This window comes from Subtercola endophyticus (assembly GCF_021044565.1).
GTDB lineage: Bacteria > Actinomycetota > Actinomycetes > Actinomycetales > Microbacteriaceae > Subtercola > Subtercola endophyticus.
On record NZ_CP087997.1, the window covers coordinates 2,327,868 to 2,345,495 of the forward strand.

A 17,628-nucleotide genomic window follows, 5' to 3' on the forward strand; every position below is an offset into this window, starting at 1 on the left:
CACCATCTGTCATTCCGTCACGCTACGACGAACCGCTGGCACTGAAGCGAGCCCCCGTCAGGCCGCGGGTTCGCTCTCGATCTTCCGCCAGCGCCCGCTGGCGATGAAGTTCACCATCACGTTGAGCACAGCGATGGTCGGCACCGCGAAGAGAGCCCCCGGGATGCCCGCCAGCAGCGTACCTGCGGCCACCGCGAAGACCACGGCGAGGGGATGCACCTTCACGGCTGACCCCATGACCAGCGGCTGCAGCACGTGTGCTTCGAGCAGGTGCACCAGCAACACCCCGCCCAGCATGATCAGCGCCTGAACCGGGCCGACGAAGACGAGCGCAACGGCCACCGCGATGATGCCCGTGGCAATCGCGCCCACGACGGGAATGAACGACGCCAGAAAGACGATGATCGCAATCGGAATGGCCAGCGGCAGCCCGAGAAAGAACGCGAAGAGCCCGACCCCGACCGCGTCGACGGTCGCAACCAGCAGCTGCACCCGAACGAAGGTGGTGAGCGTCAGCCAGCCTGCGTGGCCCGCGCCGTCGATGGCCGTGCGGGCCCTTCGCGGAAAGAGTCGAGTGACGAACATCCAGACCCCGGCGCCGTCGATGAGAATGAAGATGGTGGCGAACAGGGTCAGCAGCGCCCCGGTCAGAATGTGCAACGCCGACGACCCGACGGTCAGCGCGCCCGAGAACAGTTGGCTGCTGTGCGATGAGACTGCCGAGCCGATCTGATTCAGGTAGCCGTCGAACTGCGAGTCGTCGACCTGCAGCGGTGACGTCTTGAGAAAGGCCTTGAACGAGTTGTACGCCTGCACCGACTGAGTCTCGAGCGAGGGCAGTCCGGCACGCACCTGCGTCTCGACGAGTAGCACCAGCGCGCCCAGAATCGCGAAGGTAGCCACCAACGACACAACGATGGCCAACCACCGTGGCCAGCGATGCCGGCTCAGAAAGCTCACGAACGGCACCAGCAGCGCCGATATCAGCATCGCAACGAGAAACGCCACCACGATCTCTTTGAACGTGGCGATGAGATAGAACACGACGGCCAAGACGGCCGCGACCGCCAGCAATCGCCACGCCCACTGCCCGGCGATATCGACGGGAACAGGAATAGCGCGCCGCACGCGCGCCTCAGGTAGCTCGGTGTCAGACAAGGGTGGCCTCTTTCTCGATTTCCGGCGGCCCAGCGTGCCGCAGACCCTCCACTATCGTTCGCCGAGCCGCCGGTTCATAGCCCTTGCCCCCGCCAAGCGAGAGTGACAGCTGCGCAGCCTGAAAATCGTGGCTCCCCGCCCTTCCTTCCGGCACTCGGTGTCAATAGGCTGAATAACGACGCGGAGATCGGCAGTGCAGCCGAACATCCGGCGCGGTACGTCAGCCTAGGCGCGACGCGCACGACCGAACCGCGTCACTGAAACGGACTTCCGCCGCACACCTCTCGTGCAGCGGATCAGCCGGACCGGAACCCCGGCCTCGACTAGCTCGATGGAAGGATCACGCAATGGGGCGTGTAGAAGGAAAAGTAGCGTTCATCACCGGGGCCGCTCGCGGCCAGGGCCGAAGTCACGCGATTCGGCTCGCCCAAGAGGGTGCAGACATCATCGCGATCGATGCGTGCGAAGATCAGCCGAACATCCCGTACCCCGGGGCGACCGAAGCCGACCTGGCTGAAACCGTGCGGCTCGTTGAAGCGCTCGACCGGCGCATCATCGCCACGAAAGCGGATGTTCGTGATTTCGCCGCGCTGAAGGCCGCAGTAGATGACGGCGTCGCACAGCTCGGCCGCCTCGACATCGTCTCGGCGAACGCCGGAATCGGCGTCGAGCCTCGGCTCACCGAAGACGTTCCCGAAGAGGTCTGGACCGACATGCTCGACGTCAACCTCTCGGGCGTCTGGCGGGCAGCCAAGGCGGCTATTCCGCACATGAAAGCGGCCGGCAACGGTGGGTCGATCATCCTGACGAGCTCCGCAGCAGGGCTGCGCGCCTACGCCAATGCCGGCGCGTACGTCTCGGCCAAACACGGCGTGGTCGGCCTGATGCGAACCCTCGCGTTAGAACTCGCGCCGCACATGATTCGGGTGAACAGCATCCATCCGACTCAGGTCGACACCGACATGATTCAGAACGAGGCGACCTACCGGTTGTTCCGGCCCGACCTCGAACACCCGACTCGTGAAGATTTCGCGCCGGCTTCGCAGACCATGAACGCCCTGCCGATTCCGTGGGTGGAGGCCATCGACATTTCGAATGCCGTTCTGTTTCTCGCCTCTGACGAGGCCCGTTACATCACCGGCGTGACCCTCTCGGTCGACGCCGGCTCGAACATCAAATAGCCGGCCCTAAACACCGGTAGTACCACCAACAACAAAAGAAAGAAGCACGAAGATCATGGGAAGACTGGATGGCAAAGTCGCCTTCATCACCGGGGCCGCACGTGGGCAAGGGCGCAGTCACGCGTTGAGAATGGCGCAAGAAGGCGCAGACATCATCGCGATCGATATCGAAGACCAAATGGGCACGGTGCCATACGACATGGCCACACCCGCCGACATGCACGAGACCGTGCGCCTGGTCGAAGCCCTCGACCGGCGCATCATCGCCACGAAAGCAGACGTGCGCGATTTCGACGCCGTCAAGGCGGCACTGGATGATGGAGTAGCCCAGCTCGGCAAGCTCGACATCGTCTCCGCCAACGCCGGCATCTTCAGCTTCGGCACCATGGAGGAGCTGACAGACCTCGAATGGGATGAACTGCAAGACGTCAACCTCAAGGGCGTCTGGCACACCGCAAAGGCGGCGATTCCGCACCTTCGCGCGAACAAGGGCGGATCGATGATCCTCACCAGCTCCTCTGCGGGCGTCAAAGCTGTGCCGAACATCGGGCACTACGTCGCGGCAAAACACGGTGTCATCGGGCTCATGAAGACCCTGGCCCTCGAGCTCGCGCCCGACATGATCCGCGTCAATACGGTGAACCCGACAAGCGTCAATACCGACATGATCCAGAACGCCGCGACCGCCGCCCTGTTCGCCCCCGACCTGCCGGTCGAAGAGCGCACTCGCGAAGTGCTCGGTGAGCGGTTCAAGACGATGAACGCGATTCCGATCCCCTGGGTCGAGCCGGTCGACATCTCGAACGCCGTGCTGTTTCTCGCCAGTGACGAAGCGCGCTACATCACGGGCGTGGTCTTCCCCGTCGACGCCGGTCAGCTGGTGAAGTGATCATGGGGCGCGTAGAAGGCAAAGTTGCATTCGTCTCAGGCGCTGCTCGCGGACAAGGCCGTAGCCACGCGCTTCGGCTCGCCCAAGAGGGCGCCGACATCATCGCTATCGACATCGAAGGGCAGATCGACTCCGTGCCGTACGGGATGTCGACACCCGAAGACATGGCCGAAACCGTGCGCCAGATCGAAGCCCTCGACCGGCGCATCATTGCGACAAAAGCGGATGTTCGTGATTTCGACGCCGTCAAGACGGCTGTTGACGACGGCGTAGCCCAGCTCGGACGCCTCGACATCGTCTCGGCCAACGCCGGCATCTTCAGCTTCGGCGAGAGCGATGTGCTCGACGAGCAGCACTGGCAAGACATGCTCGATGTCAATCTCACCGGAGCCTGGCACGTGGCCAAAGCCACGATTCCGCACCTGAAGGCCGCGGGCGGCGGGGCGATGATTCTCACGAGCTCAGACGCCGGCCTGAAGGGCATGGCGAACATCCCGCACTATGTGTCGGCGAAGCACGGTGTGGTCGGGCTCATGCGCACTCTGGCGCTCGAACTCGCGCCGCACTACATCAGGGTGAACACGCTGAACCCCACGACGGTCAACACCGACATGATCAAGAACGCGGCGACCTACGCCCTGTTCGCGCCCGATCTGCCGACCGCCGAGCAGACGCTCGAGAACATCGAACCCCGTTTCACGGCCATGAACGCGCTGCCCATTCCGTGGGTCGAGCCGGTCGACATCTCGAACGCACTGCTGTTTCTCGCCTCAGACGAGGCCCGGTATGTCACGGGCGTCGCGCTGCCGGTCGATGCGGGCTGGCTCCTGAAGTAGTCGGCTGTCGAAGAGGCTCGAGACGGATCGGGGCGGGGCGGCTGCTGGTAGCCGCCCCGCCCTTCGTCGATCTCAGCTGCGACCTGATCTTCTACTCTCCCCCTCAACGTTCAGGTGTAGTTCCGCTTGCCCGCACATCGTGCTAGGACGCCAGCCGCGAACTGACGAGTCTATTCAGGCTGACCTGCTCCTCGGCGGCCTGAATAACGAGTGCTCGGTGGAGCTCGGGGGGAATACGCACTTTAAACTCACCGCTGTATTGACGCTCCGAGAACGGGCTTGGAACGATTTCACCGTTCGCCGCCATGTCATCGATCACGCCAGCCACGACCCTATGGATGCCTTCAAACGCTTCAACGGGTGTAGCGGCCAGCCACGACAGAGAGGGGAACTCGACGACTTGGCCGACATACTCGTCATCAGCAGCCGACCATACGACTCGATAGGTGTAGTGGTTTACGTTGCTCATTATTCCTCGCCTTCAAGCCTATCGATTGCTCTCAACACTTGTCTCACCTGATACTGCTTAGCTTTGCCATGGTCGTTCTGAATGTTCACCCGAGGGTCGCCTTGCCAGGGCACCCGAAACACCATGTGACTTGTGCCGATCTGGCGCGGATCACCGAAGAACGATCGGCACACTTTCTGTAGGTCGACGAAGGCGATGTTTTGGGGTTGATCCCTCATCTGGGCGAGGATTCGATGGAGCGATGGCACACAAAATGGTGTCACTAATGGCACTATTTATCAAGCCGTCACATGTTCGCGGCCGGAGAAAAACGATCGGGGCGCTCCCGTCGCGCGAGAATCACGCTCCGGTCGAAGGGTTCTCATGCCGCGCCTTGCGGCCGGCGAAGCGCGCGATCACTATCACGATCAGCGCGATCACAGCCACGATGACCAGCCACGGCAGTGCAACACCGAGAGCGACGAGCGCTCCCGAGAGGGCTGCGACAACGGATGTCCACCCGATGCCGAGCCCGCTCCAGAAGTCCGACGGTGCCACCGTCGCGGCCGCTTGCGTGCTGCTGATGCCGACTGTCAACGAGGAATACTGCACCTGGTCTGTGATCGCAGCCTTTTGGGCGACGAGACTGTCGAGGTCTGCCTGGCGCGACGAGAGCGTCGATTCCAGGGCGATGAGGTCGGTCGTGTTGGTCGCCTTCGACATCAGGTCGAGCAGGCGGCTCACCGAGGTTTGCAGAGCAGTGATGCGAGCGTCGACGTCTTGCACCTGGGACGTGACATCCGTCGCCGAGATCGAGACCGATTCGACGGTCGCGAGCTTCTTCAGCGAGTCGATCGTCGAGCTGACCTTGGCGCTCGGCACGCGGAGTACGAGATCTGCTCGAGCGTCATTGCGGTCGCTCGCGCTCTGCTGAGTGCGGTTGTCGACGTGCCCGCCGGCGGCCTCGGTAAGAGCTACCGCTTGGTCGGCGACGGCGGATGGATCATCCGCCGTCAATGCGAGCGAGCCCGTCGTCACGACCTGCGTGTCAGGCAACAACGCGTCGGCCGCGGCGGAACCGGCGCCTGCCGCATCCGCGGCGCCTCCGTTGGCGACCCCAGCAGGGGCTTGCGCGGAACCCACGGCACCAGAGCCCTCTGAGCTGCTCGATGAGTTCGATGAGGAGCCCGCCGAGCATCCGGTGAGCATGAGAACGGCTGCGACACCGATGATGACGAGATTTTTTCGCTTCATGGCTTCACCATAGGCAGCCTTCAGGTTGAGATAGTGGTGTGTAACGGCGTTGTTATGCCATCTTTATCGGGCCGTTATGCCGCTCGGCTCAACCACGACGAACTGCCTCAGGTACTCGGGCAGCCCCTCATCTGACGAGCGTTAACTCCAGCTGACACGAAGACCTCCGAGTGATGCAAATACGGTGTCCGCTGTGATCAGAACGGCGTTCTCGAGAATCGCCTGAGCCGCGAGCATCCGATCGAACGGATCGCGGTGCGTCCAATCGATCTGCGCCGCGATGAGGGCATGCTCGCTTGAAATCGGTAGCTCGATGGCGCCGAGAGTGCCCATGTGTCGCGGGAACGCGGCAAGGAATGGCCCCGCCTCAGGGAATTTGCCTTTACGAAACTTGATACCGAGCTCCCACGGAGTGATTGCCGAGACGAGCAGCTCGTTCTGCGGTTGCTCGATGAGGTCGACTGCAGCCGCTGGAATGCGGCTAGGCTCACTGACCGCCCAATAGGAGGTGTGGGTATCGAGAAGCAGTCGCATCACGTGCCCCACTCGTCTAACTCGTCGTCTGTCAACGGATCCCAGAACGACTCAGGTAACGCAGGCCCTGGAGCAAAGCCGAGTTGGCGTCGCGGCAGAGGGTCGAGCGCCCTCAGCGTCGCAATCGGGCGACCATTCCGCGCCAGGATGAACTCTTCGCCACGCTCGACCCGCGCCAAGAGCTCGGAGAGCCGAGTTTTGGCATCCTGCACATTTACGGTCTCGGTCATGTTGACCAAGTCTAGTTGGTCAACCGTCAATCCCACCAGAAGCTCCAGAAGTTGCTGCCGACGAGCTCGGCGACATAGGGTCCAATGCCACCGAACCCGTGGAACTGAGAGTCGTACCTGCAGAAATGAAAATGCTCGCGGGCAACCAATCGTGCCTGCACGATGTCGGTAGGTGGACGGGTCACCATGAGCGAAAGGCGACTGTCTGAAGCCGAGTACACATAGGCGCCGAAGCGCCTCTGCCATGACTCGAGTACTACTCGCGCGTCAGCCCCGAGCATCCCCGCGTTCATTGCTCCGGTCCACCCGAGTTCTGCCAGGCAGTCGGCAGGATGCTTTACCTCGACCAAGGCCGGGCACACATCGGTTGCCAAAGGATCCCGCCTGAGCGAACCGCCCGTGAACGCACCGCCTGCAAATGCACCAGGCGTGTAAGCATCGATGTCGTTCAGAATGCTCAGATCCTGAGCTTCATCTCCAATGCACAGTTCACCCGACCGGTCTCGAACCACGCCGCACTCGAAACAGTAATCGTCTTCCTGAATGTCCCACTCCTGACGCTCGAGACAGAACTGCTCGCGGATCGTTTTGGCTGCCGACCGAGGCGCCTCTTCACCCCAGTGAGAATGCACGCCCCACGGACGATCACGATCACACCTCTCGTCAAAAAACACAGGCCAAAGTCCGGTCTGCGGGTAGCGCGCAGCGAGTTGGCCCCATCCCTCTCCGGGTTGCGCGAACGTCAGTGGCGGTGGTTCATATGCTTGTTCTTTCATGTTGCAACGATGAGACAGCGGAACAGGATTTATCTCGGTGATCGCCTAAATGTGGAGAGTTCGCGACATTCGGCTGCTGTGGAGTCTTGCCCCTCGGGAAGCCGGCGTGAGTTCGCGAAATCAGCGTGCTGCTGTCATCGACGAGCAACAGATCAAAGACTGTCGCTCGCTCCGGTCATAACGTGGCACGCTGGGAGCTCGACCCGTCATGATAGAAAAAAGGATCCGCGTTCACGGGGAGGAGATCACCATGGCGGCCAGCTCACTCGCTCGCACTCTCGAACTCGAACGCCTCCAAGAGGAGAGCATCACGTGGCGGCTGCTGCAAAAAGACAACGCCCCGCTCATTGCAGGCACGCTCGGCCACCACTTCGGTGCTGACCAGCGTCGCCTTCCCGCCGAAGAGTTGTATGAGCTTCTCGATGCCGACCTCGATGAGCTACGGGATTTCGGATCTGTTCTGCCGAAGTCTGCTCAGGGCTACTGTGCGGACTGGCGAAACGCAGGATTTCTGGTACGGCGTGCGGCAGAAAATATTCGCGGTGAAACACTCGAACTTTCCGCGGGTGCGCTTGCGGCGATACGCACCCTCGATGAACTGAGCACACCGCGTCAATCGGCGACCGAATCGCGACTGGCCAGTATTGCGTCTCAACTCCGGCAGCTTGCAATCGACACCGATCCCGATGTCAGCCGCCGACTCGAGCAATTGTATGAACAGAGAGATCGCATCGACGCTCAGATCGAACGTATCCACGCCGACGACAATCCGGTTCTTGAAACGCCTCGGGCAGCCGAACGTGTGCGCGATATCCTTGCGCAGGCCAGCGAAATTCCGGCAGACTTCGCTCGCGTTCGGGCAGAATTCGAGGAACTCAACCAGCTCCTTCGTCAGCGGATAGTCGAGTCCGACCACGCCCAGCGCATCGTTCTCGACGAGGTGTTCAGCGGTGTCGACCACATTGCCGAAAGTGACGAAGGCAGAACCTTTACCGCCTTCAACGCTTTAGTGATGGATCCGGCCCTCGGCGCCGAGTTCGACGCCAACGTCGATCAGCTGCTCGAGCGTGACTTCGTGAACGTGCTCAGTGTCGAGCAGCGGCGTTTTCTGCGCCGTTTTCAAAGCACGCTCAAGTCTGACAGCGGTGAGATCCACAATGTCGTCGCAACCTTTGCACGCGGGCTGCGGCGCTATGTGCAATCGCAAGAATTCCAACAAGACCGTGTGCTGCGGCAGGAGCTCCAAGTGGCACTCGGGTTGGGCCTCGAGGCAGCCAGCTCGACGAAGCCGTATTCGTCAACAGATGTATCACTCTCCTTGTCAAGTGTCGAGATTCGCAGTGTGGGCGCTGTTCAGCTTCACAATCCCGCTGACTTCGATGCCGATGAAGTGATTGTCACCAATGTGAATACCATCGTCGACTTAGCCGCACTGCGGGCGCTCGCCAGAGACACGGAGATCGACTTCGCCGAGCTCATCTCGAACACGAATGCCGTGTTGGCCGATTCGCCCACCGCGACAGTAGCCCACGTGCTGAAGAGGTTTCCTGCGACACAGGGCGTCGCAAGTGTCGTCGGTCTGATCGCCCTTGCGGAATCGCAAGGCACGCGACTAGAGAAAGAGGAACTTGTGCGCTGGATCAACCGCAACGGGCAGAGCCGCCACGCTCTCATACCGGCACACGTCTTCGCAGGAAGAGTCGTCTGATGGCGACTCTCTGGCCAGACGATGCGGGGACTCTCGACGAGAACTCGAGGCGCGCCTTGGTCGAACTCATCAAGGGGCCCTACTTGTCGGGGCGAACATCCACTCAGCTGTGGTCGGCGTTGCTGGCTGACGAGAGCGCCATTCGATCGCGCCTCAATGACTTATTCCTCGACGTGGTCATCGACCGCGTCGGAGAATTCGCCTTCGTCAAGAACATCCACTCCGATGAAATCGCGACGCCACGAACGGTTCGCTCCCAGAATCTCACCTTCATCGATACGGCAATGTTGCTGGTTCTGCGACAGATTCTTCTCGCAGGCCAATCGGATGCCCGGGTCATCGTCGGTCGTGATGACGTATTCGAGCGGCTCCGCGTCTATCGCACCAACGACCGCGACGAGCTGGATTTCGAGCGGCGACTCAACGCAGCCTGGGTCAAGATGCGCAACAAACTGCGCATCATCCATTCGACCGGCAACAGAGGTGACGAAGAGGATCGCGTCGAGATCTCGCCCGTTCTGCGACTGATCGTCGATGCCGATCAGGTGCGGCAGATCAGCGCGGAGTATCGCCGCATCGCCGCTAGCGATATCACGGTATCTGAGTTATTCTCAGATGAGCTGTCTGACGACGACCTCCTGGAGGATTCCGCGTGACGATCACCACCGACGCCCCTCAGGCGACTGAGCCCACACCTCTGATTCATCCCGGACAATGGCGCCTCGCCCGCGTCGAACTATTCAACTGGGGCACCTTCGACGGCCACTACCGAATTGACGTGGCACGGCAGGGACATCTCTTCACGGGCGCTTCCGGCTCTGGCAAATCCTCTCTGCTTGATGCCATCGCGGTAGTGATCACGCCGGGTCGATTGCTCCGCTTCAACGCCGCGGCCCAGGATTCGGCATCTCGCAACGACGACCGAACGACGGTGAGTTACGTTCGAGGCGCTTGGAGCAAGGAATCCGACACCGAGCACGAGCGTGCGGTCAGCTCATTCCTGCGCAACGGCGCACGGTGGAGTGGAGTGCTGTTGCGATTCGACGACGGGCGCGGCGAGATTGTCACCCTCGTGCGGTTGTTCAGCATCCGGGCCGGCAGCGCCGACAAAGCAGACCTCAAAGACCTCGCTTTCGTCGGTCGTCACGATGTCGACCTGCCTGATTTTGCTCCATTCGTTTCGGGCGGACTCGAGGCCAAACGGGTCAAGTCGCGCTGGCCGGAAGCCGTAGTGACTACCAACGGTTCGCACAAGGCGTACTTCGTGCGACTCACGAAACTCCTCGGTATCAGCGGCGAGAATGCGCTCTACCTCTTGCACAAGACCCAATCCGCCAAGAATCTCGGCAGTCTCGATCAACTCTTTCGCGGGTTCATGCTCGACACACCGCAGACGTTCGACCGCGAACGCAGCGCTCGCGAGCAGTTCACCGACCTCAATCAGGCTCATCGGTTGGTGGTGGATGCCCGCAAGCAAGCTGCTGAACTGGCTGAGCTCGAACCGATCATCGACGCCTACGAGTCAGGTGTCGAGGGTGAAGCTCGAGCAGAGCATCTGAGCCAGTTGGTGCAGCCGTTCCAAGACCGTTTCACACTCAAGTTCGTGAATGATGACTACTCCGACACGGTTGCCCGCTCCGCTCGGGCAGAGGCCGACGCGGCAGCCACTGCCTCGGCGGCACGGGAAGCCTTTGACCAGTGGCAGGTCGCCCAGCGCGCGGCGAGCGAACTCGGCGGCGCAGACGCCGACCGGGCCCAGGAGCGCGTCACCGAGGCGCGCGAAGCTGCCGCCCGAACCGAGTCTGCGTACAACAGACTTGTCGCCGAGTTGCAGAGCGTGCAGCTGAACCCACCCACCTCGGCGAGCGAGTTCGCTGAGCTTCGCGAAACGACCAGACGTCAGAACTCCGAAGCGGCCCCAGCTGCCGCCCTCCATAAGCACGACGATCAGAAATCGTATTTCGAAGCGAAACGTGATCTCGACCGCATCACTGGCGAGCTGAACGAACTTCAGACACGTAGGAGCAACCTCCCAGCGGGCCTGCTTGTCGTGCGAAGGCAACTCACGAAAGACCTCGGTCTGACAGAAACAGCCCTTCCATTCGTGGGCGAGCTGATCGATGTGCGACCGGAGTATGCAGTATGGGCCGGCGCGATCGAACGGGTGCTGCGTCCATTTGCCACGACGCTCGTCATTCGTGATGACCTCCTGCGCGACGTGAGGCGCTGGGTCGAAAGTCGCAACATCGGCACACGCCTGACTTTCGAGTCAGTACCCACTCTCGCCGAGACCCCTCGTCGGCCCCGTTCAGCACGATCGCTGCTGCACCGCATTCGCGTGTCGGATTCGCCGTTTCACGACTGGCTCACCACGCGGCTGTGGCACGAGTTCGACTTTGACTGCGTCGATAGTCCTGATCGACTAGACGAAGTCGAACGCGGAGTCACTGTCGCCGGCCAGGTCAAGAAATCGGCTAGACGATACGAAAAAAACGACCGCGACAGCATTGACGATCGAACGAAGTGGATTCTCGGTGGCAACAATGACGCCAAAGTGGATGCTCTGCTCGAGCGCCGCCGTTCCGTCGAGTCACAGCTGTTCATCTTCGACGCCAGGCTCAAAGAAGCTCAAGCCACACGAGATCAACTGACCAAGCGTCGCACGGTGCTCGAGAGCGTTTCGAACCGTGAATGGGACGAGGTCGACCGTCGTGCCGCAGCCGTTCTGCTGAAGAGTCGCACAGACGCGCTGGCAGCTTTGACCGTGACCAATCCCGCCCTCGAAGATGCCGTAGCTCGCGAAGCTGCGACGCATGCCGAATGGGACGCAGCGCAGGTTGCCGAACGAGCGGCCGCGATAGAAGTGGGCCGCCTCTCGAACCTGCTGTTGGAGCTGAAAACGGAACGAACACGCCTCTCCGACAGACTCGTGGGAACCGAGCTTAGCGAGACGGACTCGGCCGCCTTGGAGGCGCGCTTCCGGTCGTTCCAGCGCAAGTTCGACCGGGTATCGATCGCCGAGGTCGGCACGAAGGTATCCACCTCGCTCGTGCGAGAAGTCAAGGCGTGCGCCGATTCGGCGGCAGCAGCGCGCTCAAGGTTTGAATCGCTCGTGCACGACTTTCGAAACAATTGGCAAGCAGCATCCGGAGACCTCACCAGCTCGATCGGCGATCGAGCGGGCTACCGCGCCCTACGAGAACAAATCGAGACGCGCGGATTACCGAGCCATGAGCAGAACTTCTTGCGCCTGTTACGGGAGCGCTCGCGCGACTCGATCGCCTACTTGCTCTCTGATATCCGCGACGCACCGAAGCTGGTGAAAGAGCGCATCGACCCGGTGAACGACTCGCTGCGACGCTCGCTCTTCGACCGGGATCGGTACCTGCGAATCCGGGTGCGTGAGCAACGAACCCCCGAAGTCGTGAACTTCATCTCTGACCTCAAGAAGATCGTCGAAGGCAACTGGTCTGATGGCGATCTCGCCGGCGCCGAAGAGCGGTTCGCCGTTCTCGAAGGTCTTATGGCGCGTCTCGGGTCAAGCGACTACGCGGATGCACGGTGGAAGCAAGCCTGCCTCGATACCCGCGAACACGTCACCTTTCAAGCCGAAGAGATCGATGCCGCCGAACGAGTCACGAACGTGCATGACTCCAGCGCCGGTCTCTCGGGTGGCCAGCGTCAGAAGCTCGTGATCTTTTGCCTCGCTGCGGCGCTGCGGTACCAACTCGCGCCCGATGAGGTGAGCATCCCCCGATTCGGCACCGTCATTCTTGACGAAGCATTTGACAAGGCAGACTCGACTTACACTCGCATGGCCATGGACGTTTTCGTCGAGTTCGGGTTCCACATGATTCTCGCTACCCCGCAGAAGCTGCTGACGACCATCGAGCCGTACGTCGGTGCAGTCACCTCGATCTCGAACGAGACCAGGCGCAAGTCGACTATCGCCAACGTCGTGTTCGGCACAGGCGAGCCACAGGCATGATCACGCTTCGCGAGGCCCGGGAGAAAGTGCGTAAGCGGGTCGCACGCGACCTGTCAGAGTGGGCAACGACGAGTGGTGCCGACGCCGAGGTGTCATTGCCGTTACATCCGCCGACGGAACGTGCTGCTCTCGCAGACATCGACCGGGCAGTTGCCTGGCGCGCCGCGTGGCTCGGAGTCGAGGGCGTCGACTGGATCCAGCGGCGCTGGGCGAGCATCGGCACGCAAGAGGTTCCGGAGCGGCTCACCCTTAGAGGAGCCGACGCGATCGCAGAGTTCACCGGTATGACTCGAGAGTGGAAGGTTCTGCGGCAGCGTGCGGTGCGTCTTCAGGCTGAGCTCCCTGCTGGGGCTCCTCTCAATGCGGCGATTCGTACGTTCGGCGCGCAACTTTTGGCTCTCCCCGACGACGACTTCGACAGACTCGTCGGGGTGCTCCAGTGGCTTGCCGAGCATCCGAGTGCCGGATGGCGCCCCAGACAACTACCGATTCGCGGCGTGGATTCGAAGTGGGTCGGCAGCCATCGCGGCATGATCACCGGTCTGCACGCAGCCGTCACGGGCCGAAGCAGTCTCGACCTGCTCGAGCCGCCGCCGCTCATCCGTGTTCGATTCCTCGACCCCCATCTTCGACCGGGTGGTCTCGACTATGCCGCAATTTCCCTTTCAGAGCTTGTCGATCTTTCGATTTGTCCATCACAGGTGCTCGTTCTAGAGAATCTCGAGACCCTGCTGTCCCTTCCGGAGATGACCGACACAGTCGCGCTGCACGGCGCCGGGTTCGGCGCCCACGAACGCGTCGGCGTCGTACCCTGGGTGCGTTCGAGCTCCGTTCGTTACTGGGGCGACCTCGACAGCCACGGCTTCGCCATTCTGAACGAGCTTCGTCACGCGCTGCCCGAAGCCACGAGCATCCTCATGGATGAGAGAACTTTGCTCGACCATCGAGACCTCTGGGTGCCAGAGCCGAAACCTGCGCTGGGCTCCTATCCCCTGCTCACCGAGCCAGAGCAGCAGACCTTGGCGACCCTGCGCTCGACGGGCTCGCCTCGACTGGAGCAGGAGCGCATCGACTGGGCTTACGCGCTCGCTCGACTCTGAGAATGACCCTGAGCTCGGTCGTCGGTACCAGACGCTAAGCACTCACGGTCAAGCTGACGCGCCTGAGCGAGCGGTCGCAAGGCATGCCAGCTTATTACTTAGATCGCTCGAGCGCTCACGGCCTGCCCGATACGCTCACCAGCTTCCGACATTCCAGAGGCATCACGCGACTCCCCCGCGCCGGCGGCGACAGCTTGCTACTCGCGACGAATCCACGAACAGTCTGAGGTGTGCCGCCGGTATGTTTCCGAAGCCAGCGTCTGTCGTCACCAAACCATCCGCCTTGACGTAGAGTGCGGTCGCCGCATGGACAGCATCCATTGATGAGAGCCCATGTTTTGTCATCAGGGCCAGGTAGTCACCAGAGACTTCGCCGACTTCGATTCTCGCGTGGTTGAGAGTCGAAAGCGTCAACTCCCACGATTCCATGAGCTCCTGAGTCAGTCGCCCTGCGCGCCCAGTAATGCGACCATCGTTCCGCGCACCACGCCTGTTCCCGTGTCGCTCTCGAATCGCTATGCGGAAGGCGACCTCGGCCAACTCGATGTCAGTAATCGAGTTGAAGAAGACGTTCACATCCGCTGCGACTAGAGCCTCGAGATAGGTTTTGCATATAGCGTGAAGCGGTTCGGAGTCGACAAACGCGCGGACCAAGAACGACGTGTCTAGCACCACGTCACGAGGTAACGGCGAGGTTGGTTCGTCGAAAGGGTAGACGTTTCGAACAAGCGCAGGGCGGCCGACGGCCGACACTTACTTGGTCTGCGACCGAACTGCGCTTTTCACAGATATTGATGTCGCCGGCGATTTCACGATGCTCGTTGCCCTCCGGATTGTGGCAGCTCGGTCAGCCTTCGCAACAGTGGGGGCAACGAGCCGGTGCAGCTTTGCACTCTCACTCATCTGCTTCGCCATCTCACCACGATAGACGATTGACCCCATCAGTACCATTTTTCTGCGCCCATCGATCGAAGTTGTTTTGTCTCCTCAACTATAGCGAGGTTTCGTCACTTGCGACGAGAGCGAAACTCATTCCAAGCCCGAGACACAGTTTCACTCCTCGGACGCTGGAAAGCCGTGTGTATCGACCCGACCTCCTCGAGTGATCTTGGCGACGCGATCTAGTGCGTGCTGTTCCACCCAGGCTGCGCGCCTACCCTACGTAATCGTGCGCGAGCTACCAGGCGTACTGCTCGGGGGCCGGCTTCTTGCCGGGAAAGATCTCGTCGAGTCTGGCGAGGGCCGCAGCATCCAGTTTCAGGTCGACCGCACGCAGCGCAGAGTCGAGTTGCCCCTGGGTTCGTGGCCCGACGATCGGCGCGGTAACCGCAGGCTGGTGAAGCAGCCACGCGAGCGCAATGTCTCCCGGTTCGTGACCGAGCTCATCGGCGAACGCCTCGTACGCCTCGATCTGTGGGCGATGACTCGCCAGACTCTCTGCAGAACGTGACTCGAGGCGGCGCTTGCCCTCGCTATTCTTCTTGAGTACACCTCCGAGCAGGCCACCCTGCAACGGAGACCACGGGATGATGCCCAGACCGTTCGCCTGTGCGGCCGGAATCACCTCGAGCTCGAGGTCGCGCGTCAGCAGGTTGTACAGCGACTGTTCGCTGACCAGCCCTACCGAGTTGCGCTTGCGCGCCGCTTCCTGAGCCGTTGCGATGTGCCAGCCGGCGAAGTTGCTGCTGCCCGCATAAAGAATCTTGCCCTGCTGAATCGCGACGTCGATTGCCTGCCAGATCTCATCCCATGGGGTGTCTCGATCGACGTGGTGAAACTGGTACAGGTCGACGTAATCGGTCTGCAGGCGCTTGAGGCTCGCATCCAGAGCCCTGCGGATGTTCAACGCTGACAGCTTGCCGTCGTTCGGGTAGTCGGTCATGTTGCCGTAGACCTTCGTCGCGAGCACCGTCTTCTCGCGGCGACCGTCGCCCTTCGCGAAGAAGCGGCCGACGATCTCCTCCGTGGCGCCGCGGCCCTTGTCTTGGCCATAGACGTTTGCGGTGTCGAAGAAGTTGATGCCGTTCTCGTGCGCCGAATCCATGATCGAGTGAGAATCGGGCTCGCTTGTCTGCGGTCCGAAGTTCATGGTGCCGAGGCACAGACGTGAAACGCTGAGGCCAGTGCGGCCGAGGTGGGTGTATTCCATACGTTCAGACTGCGCTCGGGTCGGCCCGGTTGTCCAATCACATCGGGGGGCTGCTACAAGCACGACCCGGGCCGAGCGCGTCCCGCGAGTCGCGCGACACGGGCATCGCTCCGTCAGAAGTGAGTGGAGCCGTAGACCGACGCGACCGGCGCCAGCAGAGCGCGAACGCGAACGGCAGCGTTCGGAGTGTGTTCCACGAGCTGCCCTGCCGCGGCAAGCGTCACCGCGTCGACACCGCCCAGGTAGAGCGAGCCGAGCGTCGGCGCCTCGACAGAGACGTCGGGTGCGGCCGAATCGTCGCGAGTCACCGTCGCCTGACCATCCGCCACGGCGAGCCGGTACGTGCCATTGGCGTAACCCAGAGCATCCGTGACCCGCAGAACCATCGACCCTGAACCTATGTAGGCCCGCGCCTCGAATGCCGCCACGACATCGAGTACGCGAATCCACAGCCAATCCTCGAGACCCGTCAGCGCGAGCGAACGCCAGTCGGCAATCGCCCAGCGCAGCGGATCGTCGGCCGGCGCGGCCTCCCACTCGATGCGTTCGACCAGGTCGACGGATGCGAGAAACTCCCACAGGCCCAGATACGCGTTGTCGTCTGCCGCCACCAGATCGATCACCTCGAGTGTGTTCGGCGCTGTGCCCCACCCCTTGAACAGGTACGACACATACCCGTCGACCTGCCCGGCCTCGTCGTAGTGCGCGGCCGCATAGACGCCCGGGTTCGCGTCGTCTTTCTCGGTTGCCGCGCCCGCGACACGTTTCCAGGTCGCTGCGTGCCGATCGACCGATCCGGGATGCGCCGCGTGGAACGCCGCGAACACCTGCGGGCCCAGGGTGGCGAGGTCGGCGGCCTCGATCAACTCGCACCGCCCGCGGGGTTCGCCGAGCATCCGGAACCGCGTGTCAGTCGTGAGCGTGACGTGGCTGACCCAGGTCGCAACGCCGAAGCCGAACCGCCGGTAAATCGTGGCCTCCGAGACCGTGAGGGCAGCAATTGCCATGCCCGCGGCGGCAGCCTCGCGCAAATGGTCGGTCATCATGCGGCGCAGAATGCCGTTGCGGCGGTGAGTAGGCCGCACGGTGACGTTAGAGACGAGGCTGACCGGCAGAAGCGTCTTCGGCCCGACGTTCAGGGTGCTCTCGAAGGCGGCGAACGTCGCCACCAACTCGTCGCCGCGGTAAGCGCCGGTGAGCTGGCGTCGATCTGTGACGAGATGGCCGGCCGTGCGCTCGAGCTGCTCGTCGGTGGCTCGGGCGTCGTGAAAACCGCGGCGCTCGGCCTGGATCCAGGTATTCGTCGCCGGGTCGGCCACCGCAGCGGGGAAGGTTCGGAAGCTGTAATCGTCGGTGCTGCCCATAGCTCAGGGTACC

The 17,628-nt window shown here is 61.9% G+C and carries 16 protein-coding genes; 7 read left to right on the forward strand and 9 right to left on the reverse strand.

Annotated elements, in window-relative coordinates; all coding sequences use genetic code 11:
• Positions 1-57: 57 nt before the first annotated feature.
• On the reverse strand, positions 58-1,158 hold the full coding sequence (locus LQ955_RS10885) for an AI-2E family transporter (RefSeq protein WP_231024568.1): 1,101 nt from the start codon (positions 1,156-1,158) through the stop codon (positions 58-60).
• 347 nt (positions 1,159-1,505) lie between these two features.
• Between LQ955_RS10885 and LQ955_RS10890 the strand changes: the two genes are divergently transcribed.
• Genes LQ955_RS10890 through LQ955_RS10900 form a run of 3 tightly spaced genes read left to right on the forward strand, consistent with a single transcriptional unit; the run spans position 1,506 to position 4,064 of the window.
• Positions 1,506-2,339: a mycofactocin-coupled SDR family oxidoreductase gene (locus LQ955_RS10890; protein ID WP_231024569.1), complete on the forward strand. Its 834-nt coding sequence runs from the start codon at positions 1,506-1,508 to the stop codon at positions 2,337-2,339.
• Positions 2,340-2,394: 55 nt separating this feature from the next.
• Positions 2,395-3,228: a mycofactocin-coupled SDR family oxidoreductase gene (locus LQ955_RS10895; RefSeq protein WP_231024570.1), complete on the forward strand. Its 834-nt coding sequence runs from the start codon at positions 2,395-2,397 to the stop codon at positions 3,226-3,228.
• Positions 3,229-3,230: 2 nt separating this feature from the next.
• A complete protein-coding gene (locus LQ955_RS10900) occupies positions 3,231-4,064 on the forward strand; it encodes a mycofactocin-coupled SDR family oxidoreductase (protein ID WP_231024571.1) in 834 nt (277 codons plus the stop codon).
• Positions 4,065-4,206: 142 nt separating this feature from the next.
• Here LQ955_RS10900 and LQ955_RS10905 read toward each other — a convergent pair whose 3' ends face one another.
• The 5 genes from LQ955_RS10905 to LQ955_RS10925 all read right to left on the reverse strand — a co-directional run bounded on the left by LQ955_RS10905 (position 4,207) and on the right by LQ955_RS10925 (position 7,306).
• Positions 4,207-4,533 carry a type II toxin-antitoxin system HicB family antitoxin gene (locus LQ955_RS10905; protein ID WP_231024572.1) on the reverse strand — a complete coding sequence of 109 codons (327 nt, stop codon included), beginning with the start codon at positions 4,531-4,533 and terminating at the stop codon, positions 4,207-4,209.
• A 339-nt stretch (positions 4,534-4,872) separates the two neighbouring features.
• The gene (locus LQ955_RS10910; protein WP_231024573.1) at positions 4,873-5,766 is read right to left on the reverse strand and encodes a DUF4349 domain-containing protein; all 894 of its coding nucleotides are present in this window, start codon (positions 5,764-5,766) and stop codon (positions 4,873-4,875) included.
• 141 nt (positions 5,767-5,907) lie between these two features.
• Positions 5,908-6,300, reverse strand: coding sequence for a type II toxin-antitoxin system VapC family toxin (locus LQ955_RS10915; protein ID WP_231028113.1), 393 nt, complete (start codon positions 6,298-6,300; stop codon positions 5,908-5,910).
• Complete coding sequence (locus LQ955_RS10920; protein ID WP_231024574.1) at positions 6,300-6,530, reverse strand: type II toxin-antitoxin system Phd/YefM family antitoxin; 231 nt, start codon at positions 6,528-6,530, stop codon at positions 6,300-6,302. Before LQ955_RS10920 ends, LQ955_RS10915 begins: the two co-directional genes overlap by 1 nt.
• A gap of 26 nt (positions 6,531-6,556) precedes the next feature.
• Complete coding sequence (locus LQ955_RS10925; RefSeq protein ID WP_231024575.1) at positions 6,557-7,306, reverse strand: DUF4253 domain-containing protein; 750 nt, start codon at positions 7,304-7,306, stop codon at positions 6,557-6,559.
• A gap of 250 nt (positions 7,307-7,556) precedes the next feature.
• On the opposite strand from LQ955_RS10925, the gene LQ955_RS10930 reads away from it, so the two are divergent.
• The 4 genes from LQ955_RS10930 to LQ955_RS10945 are packed head-to-tail and all read left to right on the forward strand — an operon-like array spanning position 7,557 to position 14,102.
• Positions 7,557-9,014, forward strand: coding sequence for a DUF3375 domain-containing protein (locus LQ955_RS10930; protein ID WP_231024576.1), 1,458 nt, complete (start codon positions 7,557-7,559; stop codon positions 9,012-9,014).
• Positions 9,014-9,670, forward strand: coding sequence for a DUF4194 domain-containing protein (locus tag LQ955_RS10935; protein ID WP_231024577.1), 657 nt, complete (start codon positions 9,014-9,016; stop codon positions 9,668-9,670). The genes LQ955_RS10930 and LQ955_RS10935 overlap by 1 nt, the downstream gene beginning before the upstream one ends.
• Positions 9,667-13,002: an ATP-binding protein gene (locus LQ955_RS10940; RefSeq protein WP_231024578.1), complete on the forward strand. Its 3,336-nt coding sequence runs from the start codon at positions 9,667-9,669 to the stop codon at positions 13,000-13,002. Before LQ955_RS10935 ends, LQ955_RS10940 begins: the two co-directional genes overlap by 4 nt.
• Complete coding sequence (locus LQ955_RS10945; RefSeq protein ID WP_231024579.1) at positions 12,999-14,102, forward strand: Wadjet anti-phage system protein JetD domain-containing protein; 1,104 nt, start codon at positions 12,999-13,001, stop codon at positions 14,100-14,102. Before LQ955_RS10940 ends, LQ955_RS10945 begins: the two co-directional genes overlap by 4 nt.
• Before the next feature lie 162 nt (positions 14,103-14,264).
• Here the strand turns inward: LQ955_RS10945 and LQ955_RS20205 are convergent, their stop codons facing one another.
• From LQ955_RS20205 to LQ955_RS10955, 3 genes are all read right to left on the reverse strand, one after another.
• Complete coding sequence (locus LQ955_RS20205; RefSeq protein ID WP_390623372.1) at positions 14,265-14,855, reverse strand: type II toxin-antitoxin system VapC family toxin; 591 nt, start codon at positions 14,853-14,855, stop codon at positions 14,265-14,267.
• 424 nt (positions 14,856-15,279) lie between these two features.
• Positions 15,280-16,251 carry an aldo/keto reductase gene (locus LQ955_RS10950; RefSeq protein WP_231024580.1) on the reverse strand — a complete coding sequence of 324 codons (972 nt, stop codon included), beginning with the start codon at positions 16,249-16,251 and terminating at the stop codon, positions 15,280-15,282.
• A gap of 113 nt (positions 16,252-16,364) precedes the next feature.
• Positions 16,365-17,615, reverse strand: coding sequence for a GNAT family N-acetyltransferase (locus LQ955_RS10955; protein WP_231024581.1), 1,251 nt, complete (start codon positions 17,613-17,615; stop codon positions 16,365-16,367).
• Positions 17,616-17,628: the final 13 nt, after the last annotated feature.

Coding starts and splice junctions, on each gene's coding strand:
- LQ955_RS10890 (WP_231024569.1), top strand. CDS start 1,506: ATGGGGCGTGTAGAAGGAAAAGTAGCGTTCATCACCGGGGCCGCTCGC.
- LQ955_RS10895 (WP_231024570.1), top strand. CDS start 2,395: ATGGGAAGACTGGATGGCAAAGTCGCCTTCATCACCGGGGCCGCACGT.
- LQ955_RS10900 (WP_231024571.1), top strand. CDS start 3,231: ATGGGGCGCGTAGAAGGCAAAGTTGCATTCGTCTCAGGCGCTGCTCGC.
- LQ955_RS10905 (WP_231024572.1), bottom strand. CDS start 4,533: ATGAGCAACGTAAACCACTACACCTATCGAGTCGTATGGTCGGCTGCT.
- LQ955_RS10910 (WP_231024573.1), bottom strand. CDS start 5,766: ATGAAGCGAAAAAATCTCGTCATCATCGGTGTCGCAGCCGTTCTCATG.
- LQ955_RS10915 (WP_231028113.1), bottom strand. CDS start 6,300: ATGCGACTGCTTCTCGATACCCACACCTCCTATTGGGCGGTCAGTGAG.
- LQ955_RS10920 (WP_231024574.1), bottom strand. CDS start 6,530: ATGACCGAGACCGTAAATGTGCAGGATGCCAAAACTCGGCTCTCCGAG.
- LQ955_RS10925 (WP_231024575.1), bottom strand. CDS start 7,306: ATGAAAGAACAAGCATATGAACCACCGCCACTGACGTTCGCGCAACCC.
- LQ955_RS10930 (WP_231024576.1), top strand. CDS start 7,557: ATGGCGGCCAGCTCACTCGCTCGCACTCTCGAACTCGAACGCCTCCAA.
- LQ955_RS10935 (WP_231024577.1), top strand. CDS start 9,014: ATGGCGACTCTCTGGCCAGACGATGCGGGGACTCTCGACGAGAACTCG.
- LQ955_RS10945 (WP_231024579.1), top strand. CDS start 12,999: ATGATCACGCTTCGCGAGGCCCGGGAGAAAGTGCGTAAGCGGGTCGCA.
- LQ955_RS10950 (WP_231024580.1), bottom strand. CDS start 16,251: ATGGAATACACCCACCTCGGCCGCACTGGCCTCAGCGTTTCACGTCTG.
- LQ955_RS10955 (WP_231024581.1), bottom strand. CDS start 17,615: ATGGGCAGCACCGACGATTACAGCTTCCGAACCTTCCCCGCTGCGGTG.